This window comes from Nonomuraea sp. GTA35 (genome assembly GCF_041950525.1).
In the GTDB taxonomy this organism is placed as follows: domain Bacteria; phylum Actinomycetota; class Actinomycetes; order Streptosporangiales; family Streptosporangiaceae; genus Nonomuraea.
This window is the reverse complement of record NZ_JBGNUV010000017.1, coordinates 92434-110073: the sequence shown is the minus strand read 5'-3', so window position 1 is coordinate 110073 and position 17640 is coordinate 92434. Positions and strand designations below refer to the sequence as shown.

Below are 17640 nucleotides of genomic sequence, written 5' to 3'. Positions count from 1 at the left end.
CTCAGGGTGTCAGCTCCAGGAACGACACACCCGGCATGGGCAGGTCGAACGCCAGGCTGAGCGACGGCCCCGTGACGGTGGCGGGCGGGACGAGCTCGTCGAGCCCGTCGGCCCGCCCGAGCGCCTCCCACTGCTCGCCGGCCGGCCAGTCGCCGCCGCCCATCGCCTGCCAGGCCGCCTCCACGTTGGTGTGGGCGGCGTCGATGCGGTGGTGGGTCAGCGTGTACGCGCCGCGCTCCAGCCCCTCGACGGTCAGGGTGACCGTGCGGGCCAGCTCGGGCGCCCCGGCGGACTGGGCGCTGTTGAGCGTGCCGTTCCAGACGAGCACGCCGACCCGGCCGTCGGGGTGCCGGGCCGCCCACGCCTCGACGCCCGCCACGTCGCCGTCCACCTCGGCGGCCAGCTCCGCGTCGCCCAGCCGGTCGGCCAGCGCGAGGGCGTGGAAGCGGGGCTTGCGCAGGTTGCCGACGGTCAGCAGGCCGAACCCGCCGTGGAACAGCCGGGGCGGCCGGCCCAGCTCCTCGAAGTGGTCGGAGGCCACCCAGTGCGACAGCGCGGCGACCCTGCCGGCCGCGGACTTCATGCCGTGCAGCACGAACGCCGCCCCGAACGGCCCGTCCCCGATGCCGTGGAAGTGGGTGGGCGTGGGGCCCCATTCGGTCCACCAGATCGGCACGTCCCGCCCGTACGCCTCCAGGACGGGACGCCAGTCGAGCGGGGCGTTGCCGTAGGTGTGGGTGGAGACGAAGTCGAGCGCCGCGCCCGACTCGGCGACGTGCGCGAGCAGCTCCGCCACCCAGCCGTTGGCGGCCGAGGCGGGCCCGCCGACGCGCAGGTGCGGGTGCACGTCGCGCACGGCGGCGGCGGTGACGTCGTAGAGCAGGAAGTACTCCTCGCGGGTGCCGGACCAGAAGACGTCCAGGTTGGGCTCGTTCCAGACCTCGAAGGCCCAGTGCTCGACCAGGTCGCGGATGCCGTACCGGCCGGCCAGGTGCTCGACCAGGGCTCTGACGAGGTCGGCCCACGCCTCGAAGTCCTTCGGCGGCGAGATGACGGCCTCGTACTGGAAGACGGTCTTCGACGGGTCGGCGGCCAGGTCGCGGGGCATGAAGCCGAGCTCCACGACCGGCCGCAGGCCCAGCGCGACGACCCGGTCGTAGACGGCGTCCACGCGGGAGAAGTCGTAGGGCCGGCCCTGCCGGTAGACGCCGAGGTCGTCGCCGAGGACGGCGTGCGCGCGGACGGTCCTGACGCCGAGCGCCTCGTGCACGAGGCGCAGCGCCGCCGCCAGCTCCTCGCCGATGGGCCTGCCGCCGGTCTCGTCGGTGCTGAGCAGGTGCGACAGGTGCTCGGAGCCCACCATGGACGCCCACGGCCGCGGCAGCTCGCGGGTCGCCCGGCGCGCGTCCACGCGCACCGAGACCGCGGCCCCGTCGCGGGCGGGCAGCGGCGCGGCCTCGACGGGGGCGCAGAACGGGCCCTGGGCGGGTGAGACGGCGGCCACCGTGTAGGCGGCCGGCCCGTGGCCGGTGTCGACGAAGCGGCAGGCGGGGACGGCGGCCACGTCCACCTCGGGCGGGACGGCGGGCGCGCCGTCCCGGTGCACGAGGTAGCCGATGGCGCCGGGCACGGGGTCCCAGGTCAGCGTGACGTGCCCGGCGCCCGGTACCGCGCGCAGGCCAGTGGGTGCCTCGATCATCCGACCTGCCAATCCTCGAGCCGCATCACCGGCCGGAGCCTGTCCTCCACGCCGGAGCCGGCGAAGTAGCGGTGCAGGCTGCCTCCGGTGAGCAGGTTGCCCAGCGCGGCCATGGCCATGCCCTGGTCGAGCGCCAGGTACCACTTCGACACGACGCCGGAGCGGACGGCGATCGCGTCGTAGAAGCCGCCGGGGCCGTAGGCGTCGAAGTCGCGGCGCAGCCTGGCCAGGTTGTCCAGCGCGGCCTGTTTCGCGTACGGCAGGGCCAGGAAGCTGGCGTGCGGGGTCACGACGCCGTCCCCGTACGCCTCAGGCAGCGGCTTGGCGGGGCGGCAGCCCTCGTAGCCGGGGTCGACGCCGGTGCGCTCGCGGTCGGAGGAGTAGCCGGGCTCGTCCATGCCGAGCTGGTCCACGCCGTAGACGTCGTAGCCGCCATGGGGGTTGTTGGACGGGGAGAAGCCCCAGTAGCCGTACCTCGCCTCGTTCAGGCCGTGCTCGATCTGGGCGCGGACGAACACCGGGTGGTTGCGGCCCCAGCTCCTGGGCGCCCACCGGGACTCGGGGACGACCAGGTCGGGCATGAGGGCCTCGAACATCGAGCCGCCCCAGTTGGGGACGTACCGCATGCCGCGGTACTCGTAGGTGCCCTCCCAGACGTTGACGCCGCGGTACTGCTTCCACTGCCCGGCCGGTCTCTGCTCCTGCCAGCCGTAGTCGCAGCCGTTGTCGGGGAACGTGCGGTAGGGGCCGAAGTAGCTCTCGGCCGGGAGCTGGCCGAGCGCGATGCCGACGTACTGGCCGATGCGGGTCTCGGCGGGGGCGCCGTAGTGGTGGCAGGTGGAGTAGACGGTGACGCCCGTGCCGGCGTAGTCGGTCGGGGTGTTGCAGTCCCTGGGCGGCGGCTCGGGCCAGAAGCCGCCGCGCAGCAGGCCGGTGCCGGCGTCGGGGCGGGCGGCCGGGTCGTAGTAGGCGGTGAAGTCCATCGAGTTCACCAGGGTCCCGGCCGCCCTGGCGTGGGCGGGGACGGCGGTGCGGACCATCAGGAGCGCCGCGGCCAGCCAGCCGTTGTCCACGCTGGAGGCGAAGGGGTGGATGGGGTCGCCGGAGTCGGGGAAGCTGCGGGCGAGCTGGAGGGTGGCCGGGTCGTACCAGTTGTAGAACTGGCCGGTGGGGGTGTTGCGCTCCATGCGGGCCAGGGCGTCCAGCACCCTGCCGATCCTGGCGGCGGCGTCGCGGGCGGTGATGAGGCGCAGGTCGCGGGCGGCGAGCGTGCTCCACACGTACGTGGCGATGTTGGTGGGCGAGGTGATCCGGGCCCTGGTCCTCAGGTCTCCGGTCACCTTGTCGGCGGGCAGGCCGGTGGCGGGCTCGACCATGGCGGCCATCGACCGCCAGGTGTCCCTGGCGTAGCGGTGCAGGGTGCTGTCGGCGGTGCTGCCGGCGGTGCTGCCGGCAGCGGCGGGGGTGGCCGTGGCGGCCAGGGACAGCACGAGTAAGCAGGACAGGACCGTCTTGCGCATGGGTGCTCCTCTACTTGAGGCCGGTGGTGGCGATGCCCTGGATGAAGAAGCGCTGCAGGAAGACGAACAGGAACAGGATCGGCGCGATCACCACGACCGACCCGGCCACCAGCAGGTTGTAGTGGGTGCCCTCGTAGCCGTTCAGGATGTTGAGGGCGACGGGGAGGGTGTACATGTCCTCGCTCTGGGCGACCACGGCCGGCCAGAGGAAGTTGTTCCACGAGCCGAGGAACGTGATGAGGCCGAGCGTGGCCAGCGCGGGCCCGCACAGCGGCAGGATGATCGTGAAGAAGACGCGGAACTCCCTGGCGCCGTCCACGCGGGCCGCGTCGATCAGCTCGTCGGGCAGGTCGGAGATGAACTGCCGCATCATGAACACGCCGAGCGGCGTCACCACGGTCGGCAGGATGATCCCGATGAACGTGTTGACCATGCCGAACCTGGCGATCAGCACGAACTGCGGCATCATCACGACGATCGCGGGGATCGCGAGCTGCACGAGCACCAGGCCGAAGGCGAGGTTCTTGCCGCGGAAGGAGAGCTTGGCGAAGGCGTAGCCGACCATGGAGCAGAACAGCAGGTTCGTGGCGACCAGGACGAGCGCGATGATCATGCTGTTGGCGAAGGCGGTGCCGAGGTCCACCCGGCCGAACAGCTCGGCGAAGTTGTCCAGCGTCCACGTCCGAGGCCAGAACGTCGGCGGGTCGCGCCGGATCTCCCGCTCGGGTTTGAACGAGCTGAGCGCGGTCCACAGGAACGGCCCCGCGACGAGCGCCAGGCCGACGCCGAGCCCGAGGTAGACGATCGCGCGCTGGCGGGGGGTGGTCCTGGTCATCGGTTCCTCCCCAGCCTGAGCTGCAGCACGGCAAGCGCCACGATCACCGTGAACAGCACGGTCGAGGCGGCCCCGGCGTAGCCGTAGTTGCCGACGCCGAACTGGCCGAAGATGGCCAGCGAGGCCGACAGGGTGGCGTCCAGCGGCCCGCCTCTGGTCATGACCAGCGGCTCCTCCAGGAACTGCATGAAGCCGACCGAGCTGTAGACCGTGCAGAACAGCAGCACGGGCCGCAGCGAGGGCAGGGTCACCGCGTGGAAGCGGGCCCAGCGGCCGGCGCCGTCCACCGCCGCGGCCTCGTACAGCTCCCTTGGGATGGTCTGCAACGCGGCCAGCAGCACGACCATGGTGAAGCCGAAGCTGCGCCAGGCCGTCATGACGATGATCGAGGGCAGCGCGGTCGCCTCGTTCTCCAGCCAGTTGGGGCCCTCGACGCCGGCCAGGCCGAGCAGCCGGTTGACCAGCCCGGCCTCGGGCTCCAGCAGGAACTTCCAGGCCACCGCGATGCCGATGATGCTGGTGATGTTGGGCAGGTAGTAGCCGAGCCGGAAGAACGCGGCGGGCAGGCGGGCGATGCCCGTGTTGAGCAGCACGGCCGCGGCCAGCCCGAGCCCGATGGTCAGCGGCAGCGCCGTGACCACGAAGACCACGGTGTTGAGCGCGGCCCTGCGCATGGCGCCGTCGTTCATGAGGCGCAGGTAGTTGTCGACGCCGACGAGGTTGACGCCGAGCGGGTCGGCCACGTCGGTGCTGCGGATGTCGGTGAAGCTCATCCCGATGCCGACCAGCAGCGGCCCCAGGTAGAACACCGCGAACAGCACCACGAACGGCATGATGAAGATCCAGCCGATGCCCGACCGGCGTAACGCGCCCCTGACCTTGACCGGCGCGGGGGCGGGCGGTGCCTGTCTCGTGACGACGGCCATGGCTTACAGGCCGGTGCCGATCGTGTCGGCCTGCGCCTGGATCGCCTTGGCCGTCTGCTCGGGGGTGGACCGGCCGCGGGCCAGCTTCTCCAGCTCGGCCTCCAGCACCCTGGCCACCTGCTCCCAGGTGGGGAACGGCGGCGGCGTCCTGGCGTCCTTGAGCTGCTCGCCGAAGACCGCGAGCTGCTTGTCGGCCTGGAGCTCGGGCTCCTGCCAGGCCGCCTGTACGGCGGGCAGCGCCTTGACCGTGGTGTACCACTTGGCCTGCACCTTCGGCTCGCTCAGCCACTGGATGAACTTCCAGGCGGCGTCGCGGTTCTTCGCCTTCTTGAACACCGCCATGTCGGCCCCGCCGACGAAGCTCGTCGCCGAGACCGGGCCCTTGGGGTACGGGGCGACGTCGAACTTGTCCGCGAAGCCGGGGCCGCCGTCGTTGGTGAGCACGCCGATCATCCACGGGCCGGAGTAGAACGCGCCGACCTCGCCCTTGATGAAGGTCTGCGGGAAGGCGTTCGCGGGGGTGTCGGTGGGGGCCAGCTTCTGCTCGAACAGCGAGGCGTACTGCTTGAGCGCGGTGACCGCCTCGGGGGTGTCGAAGGTGTACCTGCCGTCCTTGACGATCTCGCCGCCGGCCTGCCAGATCAGCGGCAGCACCTCCTGCCAGGAGGCGCCGAGCTGGTAGCTCTGGTTGAAGCCGCGGCTCGCGCCGCCCTCGTCCTTGAGCGCGCGGACGAACGCGGTGAACTCCTGCCACGTCCCCGGAGGCCGCACGCCGGCCTGCTTCGCCTGGTCGGTGCGGTAGTACAGGACTCGGGTCTCGACGTACCAGGGCACGCCGTACGCGGTGCCGTTGATGTCCACGGTCTGCCAGGCGCCGGGGAAGAACGCCGCCTTGTCGACCAGGTTGCCGGGCGTCGGCTCCAGCGCGCCGGTCTTGGCCAGCTCGCCCGACCAGGTGGAGCCGATCATGCTCACGTCGGGGGTGGCGCCGCCCGCGATCGCCGAGGTGATCTTGTCGTGGGCCACGTCCCAGCCGATGGCCGTCACGTTGACCTTGACGCCGGGGTTGGCGCGCTCGAAGTCCTCGGCGAACGCGCCGAGCGCCTTGCCCTCCTCGCCCATCGCCCAGACGGTGACCTCCCCCGCGATCTTGCCGGTCGTGACGTCCTGCGCCTGCTCGGGCGCCGTGTCCGTGGCGCGGCCGCAGCCCGCGGCCACCATCGTCGTCATCGTCATCGCCAGCACGCCCACGGCGCGCCGGGTGGTGCTGTTCACGTCGGTACCTCCTGGGGGTGGTGACCGCAGCTGGAGCGGACGACCAGCTCGGTGGTCAGGACGATGTGGCTCGGGGTGTCGCGGGCCCCCGTGATGAGCTCGTCGAGCGCGCGGGCGGCCCGGGCGCCGAGCTTGCGCATCGGCTGCCGTACGGTGGTCAGCGCCGGGCGGGCGTGGCGGGCGGCCATGATGTCGTCCCAGCCGGTCACGGCCACGTCGCCGGGCACGTCGAGGCCGAGTTCCTCGGCGGCGAGCAGCGCCCCCAGCGCCACCTCGTCGTCGGAGCAGATGATCGCCCGGGGCCGGTCCCTGCCCTTGAGCAGCTTCGTGGCGGCCTCGTGGCCGCACTCCACGGTGTAGTGGCCGGTGCCGACGGCCTCGATCGCCCCGCCGAGCACGCCCCGCACGCCCTGCCAGCGCTCGTCCACGTCGTCGTGGCTGGTGAGCGGGGCGCCGAGGAAGGCGAAGCGCTCGTAGCCGTGGCCGCGCAGGTGCCCGGCCAGGGCGTGGGCGGAGGCGGTGTTCTCGCTGCGCAGCGTGTCGGCGCCGGGCAGCGGGCCGCGGGAGACGAACACCAGCCGCACGCCGAGCCGTACCAGCTCGGCGACCAGCGGCTCGGGCACGGTGTGGCCGAAGATCAGCATGCCGTCCACCCGGCCGGCCAGGTCCTTGATCAGGTCGCCGACCCTGGTGCGGCCCTTGGTGGACAGGATGACCACCGAGCGGCCCAGCTCGGAGGCCACCTCCTCGTAGCCGAGCAGGACCTCGGCGTAGTACGGGCCCGCCAGGTCGGGGAAGACGACGCCGTTGGCGGCGTGGCGGCCCTCGGCGAGGCTGACACCCAGGCGGCTGGGCGTGAAGTTGAGCTCCTCGACGGCCTTGAGCACCTTCTCCCGCGTCCTCGGGGCGACGGGGCCGGTGCCGCGCAGCGCCCTGGACACGGTGGCGATCGACACGCCCGCCCGCCTGGCCACTTCGTAGATGGTCACGTCCATGGTGGTTCTCTTCCTGTGTAAGCGCTTCCACTCACCCGAGGGTGGAAGCGCTTACAGAAAGGGGTGTGCCAACCACGTTAACTTCTCGTCCAGACCGCGTCGAGTAACGGTGAGGTCACGGCCTGGGTGGGTAGGTTCGCCTGCATGCTCTACGGCGAAGAACATGTCCGGCGTTATCAGGAGACCGACGGCGCGGAGGGACACGACTGGAACAACACCACCGTCCTGCTGCTGACCACCAAGGGACGCAAGTCCGGCCGCCCGTTCACGACTCCCCTCATCTACCAGCCGTTCGGCGACTCCTACCTCGTGGTGGCGTCCAAGGGCGGGGACGCCGACCATCCGGGGTGGTACAAGAACCTCCAGGCCAGCCCGGACGTCGAGGTGCAGGTGAAGGGCGACAGGTTCAAGGCGCGCGCCCGCACGGCCACGCCCGGCGAGAAGCCCGAGATGTGGAAGGTCATGGCGCGCACCTGGCCGGACTACGACGAGTACCAGAAGAAGACCGACCGGGAGATCCCCGTCGTCGTGCTCGAACGCGCCGCCTGACGGGAGGCCCCGCCGTGGCGGGACCTCCCTCGGCTCACTTGATCTGGTACGCCCTGACGACGGTCTGGCTGAAGGCGTTGCCGCCGGTGTCCACGGCCTTGACCCGCAGGGAGGCGAACGTGCCGCGCGCCCAGGCGGGGTGCCAGGTCCGCGCCGACCAGCCGTCCTTGCCCGCCGGGTGCACCAGGGCCGGCGACCACGTGCGGCCGTCGTCGTAGGAGACCTCGGCGGTCAGCGTGCGCAGCCTCAGGTCGGGCGAGCCGTCCTGGCGCTGGACGTGGAGCGGGATGCGCATGGGCCCCACGGCGGCCCGGTTGTGCTCGTCCAGCTCAGGGGTGATCTTGACGGCCAGCAGCGGCAGCAGTTGCCGTTCGCCCGCCGCGGGGGTCTTCGACCGGAACCGCCACTCGGCGCTGACCCGGGTGGACAGCTTGGTCATGGCCGGGTCGCGGTCGGCGGTCATGGTCAGGCGGTACTCGCTCTCCTTCCGCTCGGCGGGCACGTCGATCCAGCCGGGCAGGTAGTCGGTGGTGCGGTAGATCTCCTTGCCGTCGCGGTAGAGCGCGGCCTGCGGGGCCGTGTAGTTGCCGATGGAGTGGCGGTCGGCCCTGCCGTCGTCGAACAGCGAGGTGGCGAACTGCATCATGTTCTCCTCGCGCCAGGTGACGTCGCCGTCAGGGTGGAGGGCGGCCCCGAAGACGGCGCCGTTCCAGCGTTCCGTGCTTTTCTGGCCGGCGCGGTAGACGGTGGTGCGGCCGAAGAAGAACTGGTCGAGGTCGTCGATACCCTCCGGCGGGAGCTTGTACTGGGCGAATGACGGGTACCAGCCGGTGTCGCCGGGCGTGTAGTACTCGGTCCTGCGGAACGGCAGCGGCACGTGGGCCACGTGCACGTAGGGCATCCAGGCCAGCTCGGTCCCGTACAGCACGGGCAGCGCCATGTGCTCGCCGGTCTTGCCGTCCTGCTGGGCGGCGTACGTGGAGGTGACCTCGGCGAGGTCGCGGCGGCGCGGGCGGTAGCCGGGGTCGGCGGGGATGCGCGGCTCGGCCTTCATCAGGTGGTAGAAGTACGGGCTGGCGTCGTAGGTACCGTCGCCCTTCGGCTTGGCCCACTGGGTCCAGCGGTAGTAGGCGAACGTCTTGCCGGCCGTGCGGGCCGTCGGGATGGCCTTGACGCCTTCGACGCGCTCGGCGCCCCACATGCCGGACAGGTCCACGTCCACGCCGAGGGGCTGCTTGCCCTCGACGAGCTGGAGCATGCCCAGCATGCCGATGGCCAGCCGCGCGGTCGGCTCCTCCGTGCGCACGTCCACCGGCTTGGCGCGGCGGGCGTCGGCGGTGACGGTGCGGTCGCCGTCGAGAGTGAACTCCGGCTCGGCCGCCATCACGATGGTGCCGTCGTGGTCGGCCATCAGGGTGACGACCGTGTAGCGGCGGTCCTTGAGCAGCCGCAGCTCCAGGCTGCCGCCCGAGATGTCGTAGTTGGTCTGCTCGCCCGCCTCGACGTCGATCACGCCGGCGAAGGCGACCTGGGCGGGCTGCCCGTCGCTGCCGGTGAAGCGCAGGTCGAGCCCCCTCTTCTCCGGTTCGACGCGCATGCCGATGCCGGTGCGTACGGTGACGTCACCGCTCCTGGCGATGACCGTCCCGCTGAACAGCCCGGTGGCGGCGGGCCTGGCGGTCACCGTCACCTGGGCGGTGCCGTGCGCGGGCACCTCCACCGCGTCGGCGCCGAGGCTGAACGGCGTGGCGCTCTGGCCGTGCCCGTCCTTGGCGACCACGCTCAGCTCCAGCCGGACGGGCGCGTCGCCGTCGTTGCGGTAGGTGAGCGTGCGCTCCTTGGGCGCGGTGTCGGGCAGCTCGACGTCGCCCATGCCGAGCGAGACGGGCTCGGCCGTGATCCGCTGGGCGACGGCGCGGGCGACGTCCACGCGGCCGGAGCCCTGGATGTAGGCGCCCAGCTCGTCGCCGGGCGCGGTGGAGGCCATCAGCGACGCCTTGATGCGCTCGGCCCTCCAGTCGGGGTGCAGGCCCGCCACGATCGCCGCCGCCCCCGCCACGTGCGGGGTGGCCATGGACGTGCCGCTCATCTCCATGTACTGGTCGTCGCCCGAGGACCCCTCGGGGGCGCCCGCCCTGGCGGCGACGATGCCCACGCCGGGGGCGATCAGGTCGGGTTTGACCGCGGCGTCACCCGGGCGCGGGCCGGTGCTGCTGAACTGGGCGACGGTGTCGGCGTCGCGGTAGGAGGCGCCGACGGACAGCGCGGCGTCGGCGCTGCTCGGCGAGCCGAGCGCCTGCGGCCCCTCGTTGCCCGAGGCGATCACGAACAGCGTGCCGTACTCGGCCGAGAGGCTGTTGACGGCCTGCTCCAGCGGGTCGATCCCGGGGGCGTCGGGGCCGCCGAGGCTGAGGTTGGCCACGCGGGCGCCGTTGCGCGCCGCCCAGGTCATGCCCTCGACGATGGCCGAGTCCGCGCAGTAGCCGTCCTGCCCGCAGACCTTGCCGATCATGAGCTTGGCGCCCGGGGCGACGCCCTTGCGCCTGCCGTCGGAGGCGGCGCCGGTGCCGGCGATCGTGGAGGCGACGTGCGTGCCGTGGCCGTGCAGGTCGCGGGTGTCGGGTTCGGCGGTGAAGTTCTCGCTCCCGACGACCTGGCCCCGCAGGTCGGGGTGGCCGGGGTCGTAGCCGGTGTCGAGCACCGCGACGGGGACGTCCTGGCCGGTGTGGCCGGCCGCCCAGGCGGCGGGCGCGCCGATGTGCGGCACGCTGACGTCGAGGGAGACCTTGGCCTTGCCGTCGAGCCAGATCTTCGCGGGGGCGGTGGCGGTCCGCGCCTGGCCCGTCAGCGACTGCCAGAGCGCGCCGGTGCGGGGCTCCTTCCTGGCGACGCCGTTGATGGCGGGCAGCGGGCGCCCGCCGGCGGCGCGCAGCGTGGCGGCGTCGGCGCCGCCGGCGTACGTCATGATCAGCGGGAGCTGCGGGCTGGTGGCGTCGTCGTAGCCGAGCGCGGCGAGCCGGGTGACGTCGAAGAGCCGGGGGTCGAGGGTGCCGGCGGCCAGGAGGGGCATCGCGTCCACGGGCACGATGCTGAGCCCGTCCGCGGACCTGCGGTGCACGAAGTTGATCTTCTCGCGGCCCGGGCCGGGGGCGACGTCGAGCTGGGTCTGCTTGTTGGGCAGCTCGCGGAGGGTGACCTTGTCCCCGGTGATGAGCGTGATCGTCTTCGCGGGTTGGAGCTTGGTGGTGGGCTGGGTGGGCGCGGCCTGGGCCGGCGCGGCGATCGCCGTGGCGGCCAGTAACACGACGCCCAGAAGGGCCGTTCTCTGTTGCACATCCCGCTTTCTAACTGTCAGTGAAATTTGGTGACAAGGTGGCGTTGGTGGCCTATTGCGGCAACTGCCGGAAACGGCCAAGATCGAGCACGTGCAGGAGGACGGCCGCGCGCTGGAGATCGTCGGTATCAGCGCGTTCGACGAGCGGATCTACCGAAGTGTGCTGGCGTGCCCCGGGATCACGGTGCAGGAGCTCGTCATGCGGAGCGGCGAGAGCGCGGGGCGCATCCAGTCGTCGCTGAGCAGGCTCCGCGTCAAGGGCCTGGTGAGCCGCCTGTGGGGGCGCTCGCCCCGCTGGACGGCGACGAACCCGGGCACCGCGATCCGCTCGCTGGTCCGCGACATGCAGAGCGAGCTGGACCGGCTCACCGACACGGCCGATGAGCTGGAGGCGGCCTTCCGCGACGTCGGCACCGACCCCGAGGGAGGCGACCAGTTCGAGGTGCTGGCCGGGCCCGAGGAGCAGGCGCGCTGGTACGTCAGGCTGCAGCAGGAGGCCAAGGAGGAGGTGCTGACCTTCGACCGGCCCCCGTACGTGCTGGACTACCACAACCCGCTGCAGACCGACCTGCTGCGCAACGGCGTGCGCTACCGCACCATCTACGTGCCCGAGGCCTTCGAGCACGCGGGGGCGCTCGACGAGGTGGGCAGCCTGATCAGGGCGGGCGAGGAGGCCCGGATCCTGCCGTGGCTGCCGTTCAAGATGGCGCTGGTCGACCGGTCGCGGGCGGTCATGCCGCTGCACATGGACCCGCCGCTGACGCGCGGCGTGCTGATCAGGGGCTCCACCATGGTGGTGGCCCTGGTGGAGCTGTTCGAGCGGCTGTGGCGGGAGGCGTTGCCGGTGCGCCCCGAGCTGTGGTCGCAGGGATCGCCGGAGCTCGGCCCGGAGGGCGATCCCGGCGCGGGCCTGGGCCTGGAGGACCGCAGGCTGCTGGCGCTGCTGGCGGCCGGGCTCAAGGACGACGCCATCGCCCGGCAGCTCGGCACCAGCCCGCGCAGCCTCCGCCGCCGCCTGCGGCACCTGCTCGACGAGCTCAACGCCGAGACCCGCTTCCAGGCGGGCGCCCAGGCCAGCCGCAGGGGCCTGGTCTGACGCTCAGCCCAGGCCAGCCTCAGAGATCTGGGCTGACGTACGGGAGGCGAGGCGGTGGAGGCGTCGGAGGTCAGGCGCCCAGCGAGGCGTAGAGGTCCACCGTGCGCTCGGCGATGCGGGCCCAGGAGAAGTGCTCGATCGCGCGGGCCCGGCCCGCCTCCCCCATGGCACGCGCCCGCGCCGGATCCCCCAGCAGGGCGTTGACCCGCTCGGCCAGGTCGGAGGCGAAGCGCTCCGGGTCGTGCGGGGTGCCGTCGGGGCCCTGGGAGATCGGCACCAGCAGGCCGGTCTCCCCGTCGGCGACCACCTCGGGGATGCCGCCGGTCGCCGTCGCCACCACCGCGGTCTCGCAGGCCATCGCCTCCAGGTTGACGATGCCCATGGGCTCGTACACCGACGGGCACACGAACACCGTGGCGTGCGTCAGGAGCTGGATCACCTCGGGCTTGGGCAGCATCTCCTGGATCCAGAGGACGCCGTCGCGGTCGAGCCCGCGCACCAGCTCGGTCACCTCCGCGGCGATCTCCGGCGTGTCGGGGGCGCCCGCGCACAGCACGAGCTGCGCCGCCGGGTCGAAGGAGCGCGCCGCGTGCAGGAGGTGGACCAGGCCCTTCTGGCGGGTGATGCGGCCGACGAAGACGACGTACGGCCTGGCCGGGTCCACGCCGTGCTTCTCCAGCACGTCGGTGCCCGGGTCGGGAACGTACTGGGCGGTGTCGATGCCGTTGTGGATGACGGTGACCTTCTCCGGCGGGATCTCCGGGTAGGCGGCCAGCACGTCGCGGCGCATGCCCGCCGAGACCGCCACGACCGCGTCGGCGGCGGCCAGGGCCGTGCGCTCGGCCCACGACGAGATCGCGTAGCCGCCGCCGAGCTGCTCGGCCTTCCACGGGCGCAGCGGCTCCAGGCTGTGCGTGGTGATCACGTGGGGCACGCCGTGCAGCAGCTTCGCGACGTGGCCGGCGAAGTTGGCGTACCACGTGTGGGAGTGCACGACGTCGGCGCCCTCGCAGGCGGCGGCCATCTCCAGATCCACACCGAGGACCTGCAGCGCGGCGTTGGCGCTCGCCAGCCCGCCGGGCACCCGGTAGGCCGAGACGCCCGGCTCGGCGCGGTCGGCCCCGAAGCAGCGCACGCGTACGTCGGCGAGCTTCCTCAGCTCCCGGGCCAGGTACTCCATGTGCACCCCGGCCCCGCCGTACACCTCGGGCGGATACTCACGGCTGAGCAGATCAACACGCATGAGACGACCTTAAGGGCGGTCCAGGCAAGAAAAACACATCGGCAAGCCCAAGGTCGGCAAGCCCGGTTCGTACATTGAATCCCAAAACCGGACAAGAAAGGAGCTCACGGTGCGGGGTTTCGTCGATAGATCGGCCATTTGAGGGTAGCGTCCTGGGCATGAGGTCCCGGAGGGTGCTTGCGGTCGTGCTGGCAGGTGGAGAGGGCAAGAGGCTCATGCCGCTCACGGCGGATCGGGCGAAACCGGCGGTGCCGTTCGGCGGGATGTACCGGCTCATCGATTTCGTGCTGTCCAACCTCGCCAACGGCGGCTTCCTGAAGATCGTCGTGCTGACGCAGTACAAGAACCACAGCCTCGACCGGCATGTCTCGCGGACCTGGCGGCTGTCGGCGATGCTGGGCAACTACGTCACGCCGGTGCCCGCGCAGCAGCGGCTCGGGCCGCGCTGGTTCTCCGGCTCCGCGGACGCGCTGTTCCAGAACCTGAACCTGATCTACGACGAGATGCCCGAGCACGTGATCGTGTTCGGCGCCGACCACATCTACCGCATGGATCCGCGGCAGATGGTCGAGCAGCACGAGGACTCCGGCGCCGACGTGACGGTGGCGGCCATCAGGCAGCCGCTGTCGCTGGCCGACCAGTTCGGCGTGATCGAGACCGACCCCGAGGGACGCCGGATCGTGGCCTTCAGGGAGAAGCCCAAGGACGCGGTGGGGCTGGCCGACTCGCCCGACGAGGTGTTCGCCTCGATGGGCAACTACGTGTTCAAGACGCAGTCGATGATCGACGCACTGCGTGAGGACGCGCTCGACCCGACCAGCAAGCACGACCTCGGCGGCAACATCATCCCCATGCTGGTCAAGTCGGGCGGCGCCGACGTGTACGACTTCGCCAACAACATCGTGCCCGGCTCCAGCGAGCGCGACCGCGGCTACTGGCGTGACGTGGGGACCCTGGACGCGTACTACGAGGCCCACATGGACCTCATCTCGGCGCACCCGATCTTCAACCTCTACAACGACAAGTGGCCGATCTTCACCGGGCACGACCCGCTGCCTCCGGCCAAGTTCGTGCACAACGACGGCGACCGGGTGGGCCGGGCGATCGACTCGCTGGTGTCCCCCGGCGTGATCGTCTCCGGCGGCACGGCGATCAGGTCGATCCTGTCGCCCAAGGTGGTGCTCCACTCGCACTCGCTGGTGGAGGACTCCGTGCTGATGGAGAACGTCAAGGTCGGGCGGGGCGCGATCGTGCGCAAGGCGATCATCGACAAGAACGTGGTGATCCCCGACGGGGCGCGGATCGGGTTCGACCTCGACTACGACCGCACGCGGTTCGCGCTGACCAGGGGCGGGGTCGTGGTGATCGGGAAGAACGAGATCGTCGATCGATGAGCGGCGGCCCCCCGCCGGGGGGCGTCAGGGGGCATGACAAGGTCCCGGGCCACATGAAGTGCCCCGGGACCACGCCGGACTAAGTCGCGAAGCCGGTCAGGGCCGGCCTCGGCTCAGAAGCGGTAAGGCGAGGCCGGCCAGCCGTAGCCGCGCGAGCCCCAGGTGGCGCCGAGGTTCCAGCCCCGGTTGCCCCAGTTCGGCGAGGCCCAGTTGGTGCTGTGACCGTGGCCCTGGTGACCCCAGTGGCCGTTGTCCCAGCTGTTGCCGTTGTCGTAGGTGTTGCCGTTGTCATAGGTGTTGCCGTTGTCGTGGGTCCACTTGTCGTGGCTCCACTTGTCGGCCTCCACCTTGACGTTCTTGTCGTGGGCCAGGCCGTGGTCGCTCTCGCACGCGTCGGCGTCGCGCTTGCCGACATAGACGCCCCAGACGTCGATGCTCATCGTGCGCGTGGCGTCGCCCACGCTCAGGTTGCAGTAGGCCGGGACGGCGTTGGCCGGCGTGGCCAGCACGACGAGTGCGGCGGCGGTGGCAAGCGCGCCACCTGCCGCTATGAGCGCTTTCTTCATGATCTCCCCCTGTAGTCACGGTCGTGACATCGATTCTGACTGTACGTAGCGCTCCCCGTAATGTCGCGTAACGCCACGCCCGGAACATCTCGTCGCTTTGTCGCACCGATGCGCCATAGCCACCGGTTATGACAGCAGGTCTTGGACGTGATCCCCGACGCAGCCGCATGATCGGGGCCATGCGGAAACACTCACGTCGAATGGCTCTGCTCGCGCTCGTCCCGTTCCTCGCGGCGGCCGCCTGTGGCGCGCCGCCCGAGCCGGGCACGACCTCCCCTGCGCCGGCCTACCCGTCGCCGCCGGCGGGGACCTCCGGCCCGGTCGCCGGCGTGGACCGGGCGGCGCAGGCGTACGTGGACGCGGTGAACGCCCGCGACCTGGACGCCCTGGTCGCCTCCTTCGCCCCGGACGCCGAGATCGTCGACGTCGGCCGGAGCATCGAGGGGCACGACGCCATCAGGGAGTGGGCCGGCAACGAGGTGATCGGCGGGACGTTGCGGGTCCTGTCGATCGCCGAGCGGCGTGCGGACGGGCAGAAGCTGCTCGTCCACTGGGCTCCCGGCGGATCCGGCGGCTGGCGGGCGCACTACGATTTCACGGTCGGGGACGGGCGCATCGTCAAGGCCGATCTCCAGTACGCCTGACGCTTTTGGGTCTTGATGCCTTCGCCCTTCGGGATCACCCTGGGGGCCACAGGAGGCAGTGACATGTCGCACCCGCTCGGAGTCAGCCGTCCCGATCTCGAAGTCGCCGACCTGCCCACGCCGGAGGAGGTCTTCAAGGTCTCCAGAATCGGCCCCAAGGAACTGTTCAAGTACGCCGTCGGCCCGAGCCTGATCGCCCTGGGCATCTCGATCGGCAGCGGCGAGTGGCTGCTGGGCCCTCTCAACGTGGGGCAGTACGGATTCGTCGGCGTCGGCTGGGTCATCCTGGTCTCGGCGCTGCTGCAGACCTTCTACAACGTCGAATGCTCCCGCTACGTCCTCGCGACCGGCGAGACGCCCGTGGTCGGCTGGGGGCGGGTGCCGCCGGGGTGGATGTTGTGGGTGCCGCTGTCCGTCCTCATCGTGATCTTCGCGTTCATCGCGGGCGGCTGGGCCGCGTCGGCGGGGCAGGGCGTGTACGCGCTGGTGCACGGCGTCCCGCCGGCCGCCGACGACGCCGAGCCGCGGTTCTGGGCCATCGGCCTGCTGGTGCTGGTGTTCCTCATCACCGCCGCCGCCCGCCGCGTCAGCCGCGCGCTGGAGCTGGCGAACTGGGTGATGGTCAGCACGATCCTGCTCGCCCTGCTGGCCGTGGACCTGCTCGTGGTGCCGTTCAGCCAGTGGTGGGAGGGCATCCGCGGCTTCGTCACCCCGGCCGCCCCGCCCGCCGGGATCACCGCCACCCAGCTCGGCGCCCTGGCCGGGTTCACCGCGCTGGCCTCCGGCCTGAACTGGTACGTCATGGGGCACTACCGCGACAAGGGCTACGGCATGGGGCACCGCGTCGGCTACATCTCGGGGCTGCGCGGCGAGCGGCGCGCGATCCTGGCCAGCGGCGTCACCTTCCCCGACGACGAGCTCAACCGCGGCCTGTGGCGGCGCTGGTACCGGCTGCTCATGGTGGACATGTGGGGCGTGTTCTTCGTCGGCGCCATCCTCGGCATGCTGCTGCCCACCATCCTCATGTCGCAGGCCGTCACGATGTCGGGCGAGCGGCCCACGCGGGCGAACGTGCCCACGTTCGTGGCCAGCGCGCTCGGCGACGAGTACGGGCGGGCGGCCTTCTACGTCGCGCTCGTGGTGGGAGTGCTGATCCTGTTCTCGACGCAGCTCGGCATCTTCGAGGCCATGGTGCGGGTGACGACCGACGCCGCCAACGCCACCAGCCCGCGGCTGCGCAGGCTGATCGAGGGCGACCCGCGGCGCTTCTACTACCCGTTCATGCTCCTGCTGCTCGTCGTCATCTCGATCGTCATCTTCCAGTCGCTGCCGGTGGGGCTGGTCGAATGGTCGGCGAACATGTCGAACCTGGGGGCGCTGATCTACCCGTTCCTGCTGATGTACCTGAACAGCAAGCTGCCGCGCCCCGCCCGCCCGCGGCCCTGGCACTACGTCATCCTGGTGCTCAACTTCCTGTTCTTCGGGTTCTTCTTCGTCAACTTCATCGCCGACTTCGTGGGGGACCCGCTGGTGACGTTCTAGCTCCCACCCCCCAGCGCTCAGG

14 protein-coding genes are annotated in these 17640 nt (G+C 71.3%); 5 read left to right on the top strand and 9 right to left on the bottom strand.

Features of this window, described 5'->3' with window-relative positions; all coding sequences use genetic code 11:
- Position 1 precedes the first annotated feature (1 nt).
- Genes ACBJ32_RS49525 through ACBJ32_RS49500 form a run of 6 tightly spaced genes read right to left on the bottom strand, consistent with a single transcriptional unit; the run spans position 2 to position 7250 of the window.
- Positions 2-1699, bottom strand: coding sequence for a hypothetical protein (locus ACBJ32_RS49525; RefSeq protein ID WP_375132852.1), 1698 nt, complete (start codon positions 1697-1699; stop codon positions 2-4).
- Positions 1696-3219, bottom strand: a complete 1524-nt coding sequence (locus ACBJ32_RS49520; protein WP_375132851.1) for a glucoamylase family protein — start codon at positions 3217-3219, stop codon at positions 1696-1698. The genes ACBJ32_RS49525 and ACBJ32_RS49520 overlap by 4 nt, the downstream gene beginning before the upstream one ends.
- A gap of 10 nt (positions 3220-3229) precedes the next feature.
- Positions 3230-4054: a carbohydrate ABC transporter permease gene (locus ACBJ32_RS49515; protein ID WP_375132850.1), complete on the bottom strand. Its 825-nt coding sequence runs from the start codon at positions 4052-4054 to the stop codon at positions 3230-3232.
- The gene (locus ACBJ32_RS49510; protein ID WP_375132849.1) at positions 4051-4980 is read right to left on the bottom strand and encodes a carbohydrate ABC transporter permease; all 930 of its coding nucleotides are present in this window, start codon (positions 4978-4980) and stop codon (positions 4051-4053) included. The genes ACBJ32_RS49515 and ACBJ32_RS49510 overlap by 4 nt, the downstream gene beginning before the upstream one ends.
- Before the next feature lie 3 nt (positions 4981-4983).
- Complete coding sequence (locus tag ACBJ32_RS49505) at positions 4984-6255, bottom strand: sugar ABC transporter substrate-binding protein (protein ID WP_375132848.1); 1272 nt, start codon at positions 6253-6255, stop codon at positions 4984-4986.
- A complete protein-coding gene (locus ACBJ32_RS49500; RefSeq protein ID WP_375132847.1) occupies positions 6252-7250 on the bottom strand; it encodes a LacI family DNA-binding transcriptional regulator in 999 nt (332 codons plus the stop codon). The genes ACBJ32_RS49505 and ACBJ32_RS49500 overlap by 4 nt, the downstream gene beginning before the upstream one ends.
- A 144-nt stretch (positions 7251-7394) precedes the next feature.
- Here ACBJ32_RS49500 and ACBJ32_RS49495 point away from each other — a divergent pair, with 144 nt between their 5' ends.
- Positions 7395-7799, top strand: coding sequence for a nitroreductase family deazaflavin-dependent oxidoreductase (locus ACBJ32_RS49495; protein WP_375132846.1), 405 nt, complete (start codon positions 7395-7397; stop codon positions 7797-7799).
- A 34-nt stretch (positions 7800-7833) separates the two neighbouring features.
- On the opposite strand, the gene ACBJ32_RS49490 is transcribed toward ACBJ32_RS49495, so the two are convergent.
- Positions 7834-11133 carry a S8 family serine peptidase gene (locus ACBJ32_RS49490; RefSeq protein ID WP_375132845.1) on the bottom strand — a complete coding sequence of 1100 codons (3300 nt, stop codon included), beginning with the start codon at positions 11131-11133 and terminating at the stop codon, positions 7834-7836.
- Positions 11134-11188: 55 nt separating this feature from the next.
- On the opposite strand from ACBJ32_RS49490, the gene ACBJ32_RS49485 reads away from it, so the two are divergent.
- Positions 11189-12229, top strand: coding sequence for a hypothetical protein (locus tag ACBJ32_RS49485; RefSeq protein WP_357876480.1), 1041 nt, complete (start codon positions 11189-11191; stop codon positions 12227-12229).
- A 70-nt stretch (positions 12230-12299) separates the two neighbouring features.
- Here the strand turns inward: ACBJ32_RS49485 and glgA are convergent, their stop codons facing one another.
- The gene (gene glgA, locus ACBJ32_RS49480) at positions 12300-13472 is read right to left on the bottom strand and encodes a glycogen synthase (RefSeq protein WP_375132844.1); all 1173 of its coding nucleotides are present in this window, start codon (positions 13470-13472) and stop codon (positions 12300-12302) included.
- A 158-nt stretch (positions 13473-13630) separates the two neighbouring features.
- On the opposite strand from glgA, the gene glgC reads away from it, so the two are divergent.
- Entirely contained in the window at positions 13631-14866 is a 1236-nt protein-coding gene (glgC, locus tag ACBJ32_RS49475; protein ID WP_185103078.1) for a glucose-1-phosphate adenylyltransferase, read from the top strand.
- Between the two features lie 113 nt (positions 14867-14979).
- Here the strand turns inward: glgC and ACBJ32_RS49470 are convergent, their stop codons facing one another.
- Positions 14980-15432: a hypothetical protein gene (locus ACBJ32_RS49470; protein WP_375132843.1), complete on the bottom strand. Its 453-nt coding sequence runs from the start codon at positions 15430-15432 to the stop codon at positions 14980-14982.
- Between the two features lie 200 nt (positions 15433-15632).
- Here ACBJ32_RS49470 and ACBJ32_RS49465 point away from each other — a divergent pair, with 200 nt between their 5' ends.
- Together ACBJ32_RS49465 and ACBJ32_RS49460 are read left to right on the top strand one after the other, a co-directional pair.
- Positions 15633-16076 (top strand): nuclear transport factor 2 family protein, encoded by a 444-nt coding sequence (locus ACBJ32_RS49465; RefSeq protein ID WP_375132842.1) that lies wholly within the window; start codon positions 15633-15635, stop codon positions 16074-16076.
- A 63-nt stretch (positions 16077-16139) separates the two neighbouring features.
- A complete protein-coding gene (locus tag ACBJ32_RS49460) occupies positions 16140-17618 on the top strand; it encodes an Nramp family divalent metal transporter (RefSeq protein ID WP_375132841.1) in 1479 nt (492 codons plus the stop codon).
- The last annotated feature ends 22 nt before the right edge of the window (positions 17619-17640 follow it).

What these genes read in the sequence shown, in the direction of transcription:
- ACBJ32_RS49465 (WP_375132842.1), top strand. Translation starts at nt 15,633, where the DNA reads ATGGCTCTGCTCGCGCTCGTCCCGTTCCTCGCGGCGGCCGCCTGTGGC.
- ACBJ32_RS49515 (WP_375132850.1), bottom strand. Translation starts at nt 4,054, where the DNA reads ATGACCAGGACCACCCCCCGCCAGCGCGCGATCGTCTACCTCGGGCTC.
- ACBJ32_RS49495 (WP_375132846.1), top strand. Translation starts at nt 7,395, where the DNA reads ATGCTCTACGGCGAAGAACATGTCCGGCGTTATCAGGAGACCGACGGC.
- ACBJ32_RS49500 (WP_375132847.1), bottom strand. Translation starts at nt 7,250, where the DNA reads ATGGACGTGACCATCTACGAAGTGGCCAGGCGGGCGGGCGTGTCGATC.
- glgC (WP_185103078.1), top strand. Translation starts at nt 13,631, where the DNA reads ATGAGGTCCCGGAGGGTGCTTGCGGTCGTGCTGGCAGGTGGAGAGGGC.
- ACBJ32_RS49520 (WP_375132851.1), bottom strand. Translation starts at nt 3,219, where the DNA reads ATGCGCAAGACGGTCCTGTCCTGCTTACTCGTGCTGTCCCTGGCCGCC.
- ACBJ32_RS49460 (WP_375132841.1), top strand. Translation starts at nt 16,140, where the DNA reads ATGTCGCACCCGCTCGGAGTCAGCCGTCCCGATCTCGAAGTCGCCGAC.
- glgA (WP_375132844.1), bottom strand. Translation starts at nt 13,472, where the DNA reads ATGCGTGTTGATCTGCTCAGCCGTGAGTATCCGCCCGAGGTGTACGGC.
- ACBJ32_RS49470 (WP_375132843.1), bottom strand. Translation starts at nt 15,432, where the DNA reads ATGAAGAAAGCGCTCATAGCGGCAGGTGGCGCGCTTGCCACCGCCGCC.
- ACBJ32_RS49525 (WP_375132852.1), bottom strand. Translation starts at nt 1,699, where the DNA reads ATGATCGAGGCACCCACTGGCCTGCGCGCGGTACCGGGCGCCGGGCAC.
- ACBJ32_RS49510 (WP_375132849.1), bottom strand. Translation starts at nt 4,980, where the DNA reads ATGGCCGTCGTCACGAGACAGGCACCGCCCGCCCCCGCGCCGGTCAAG.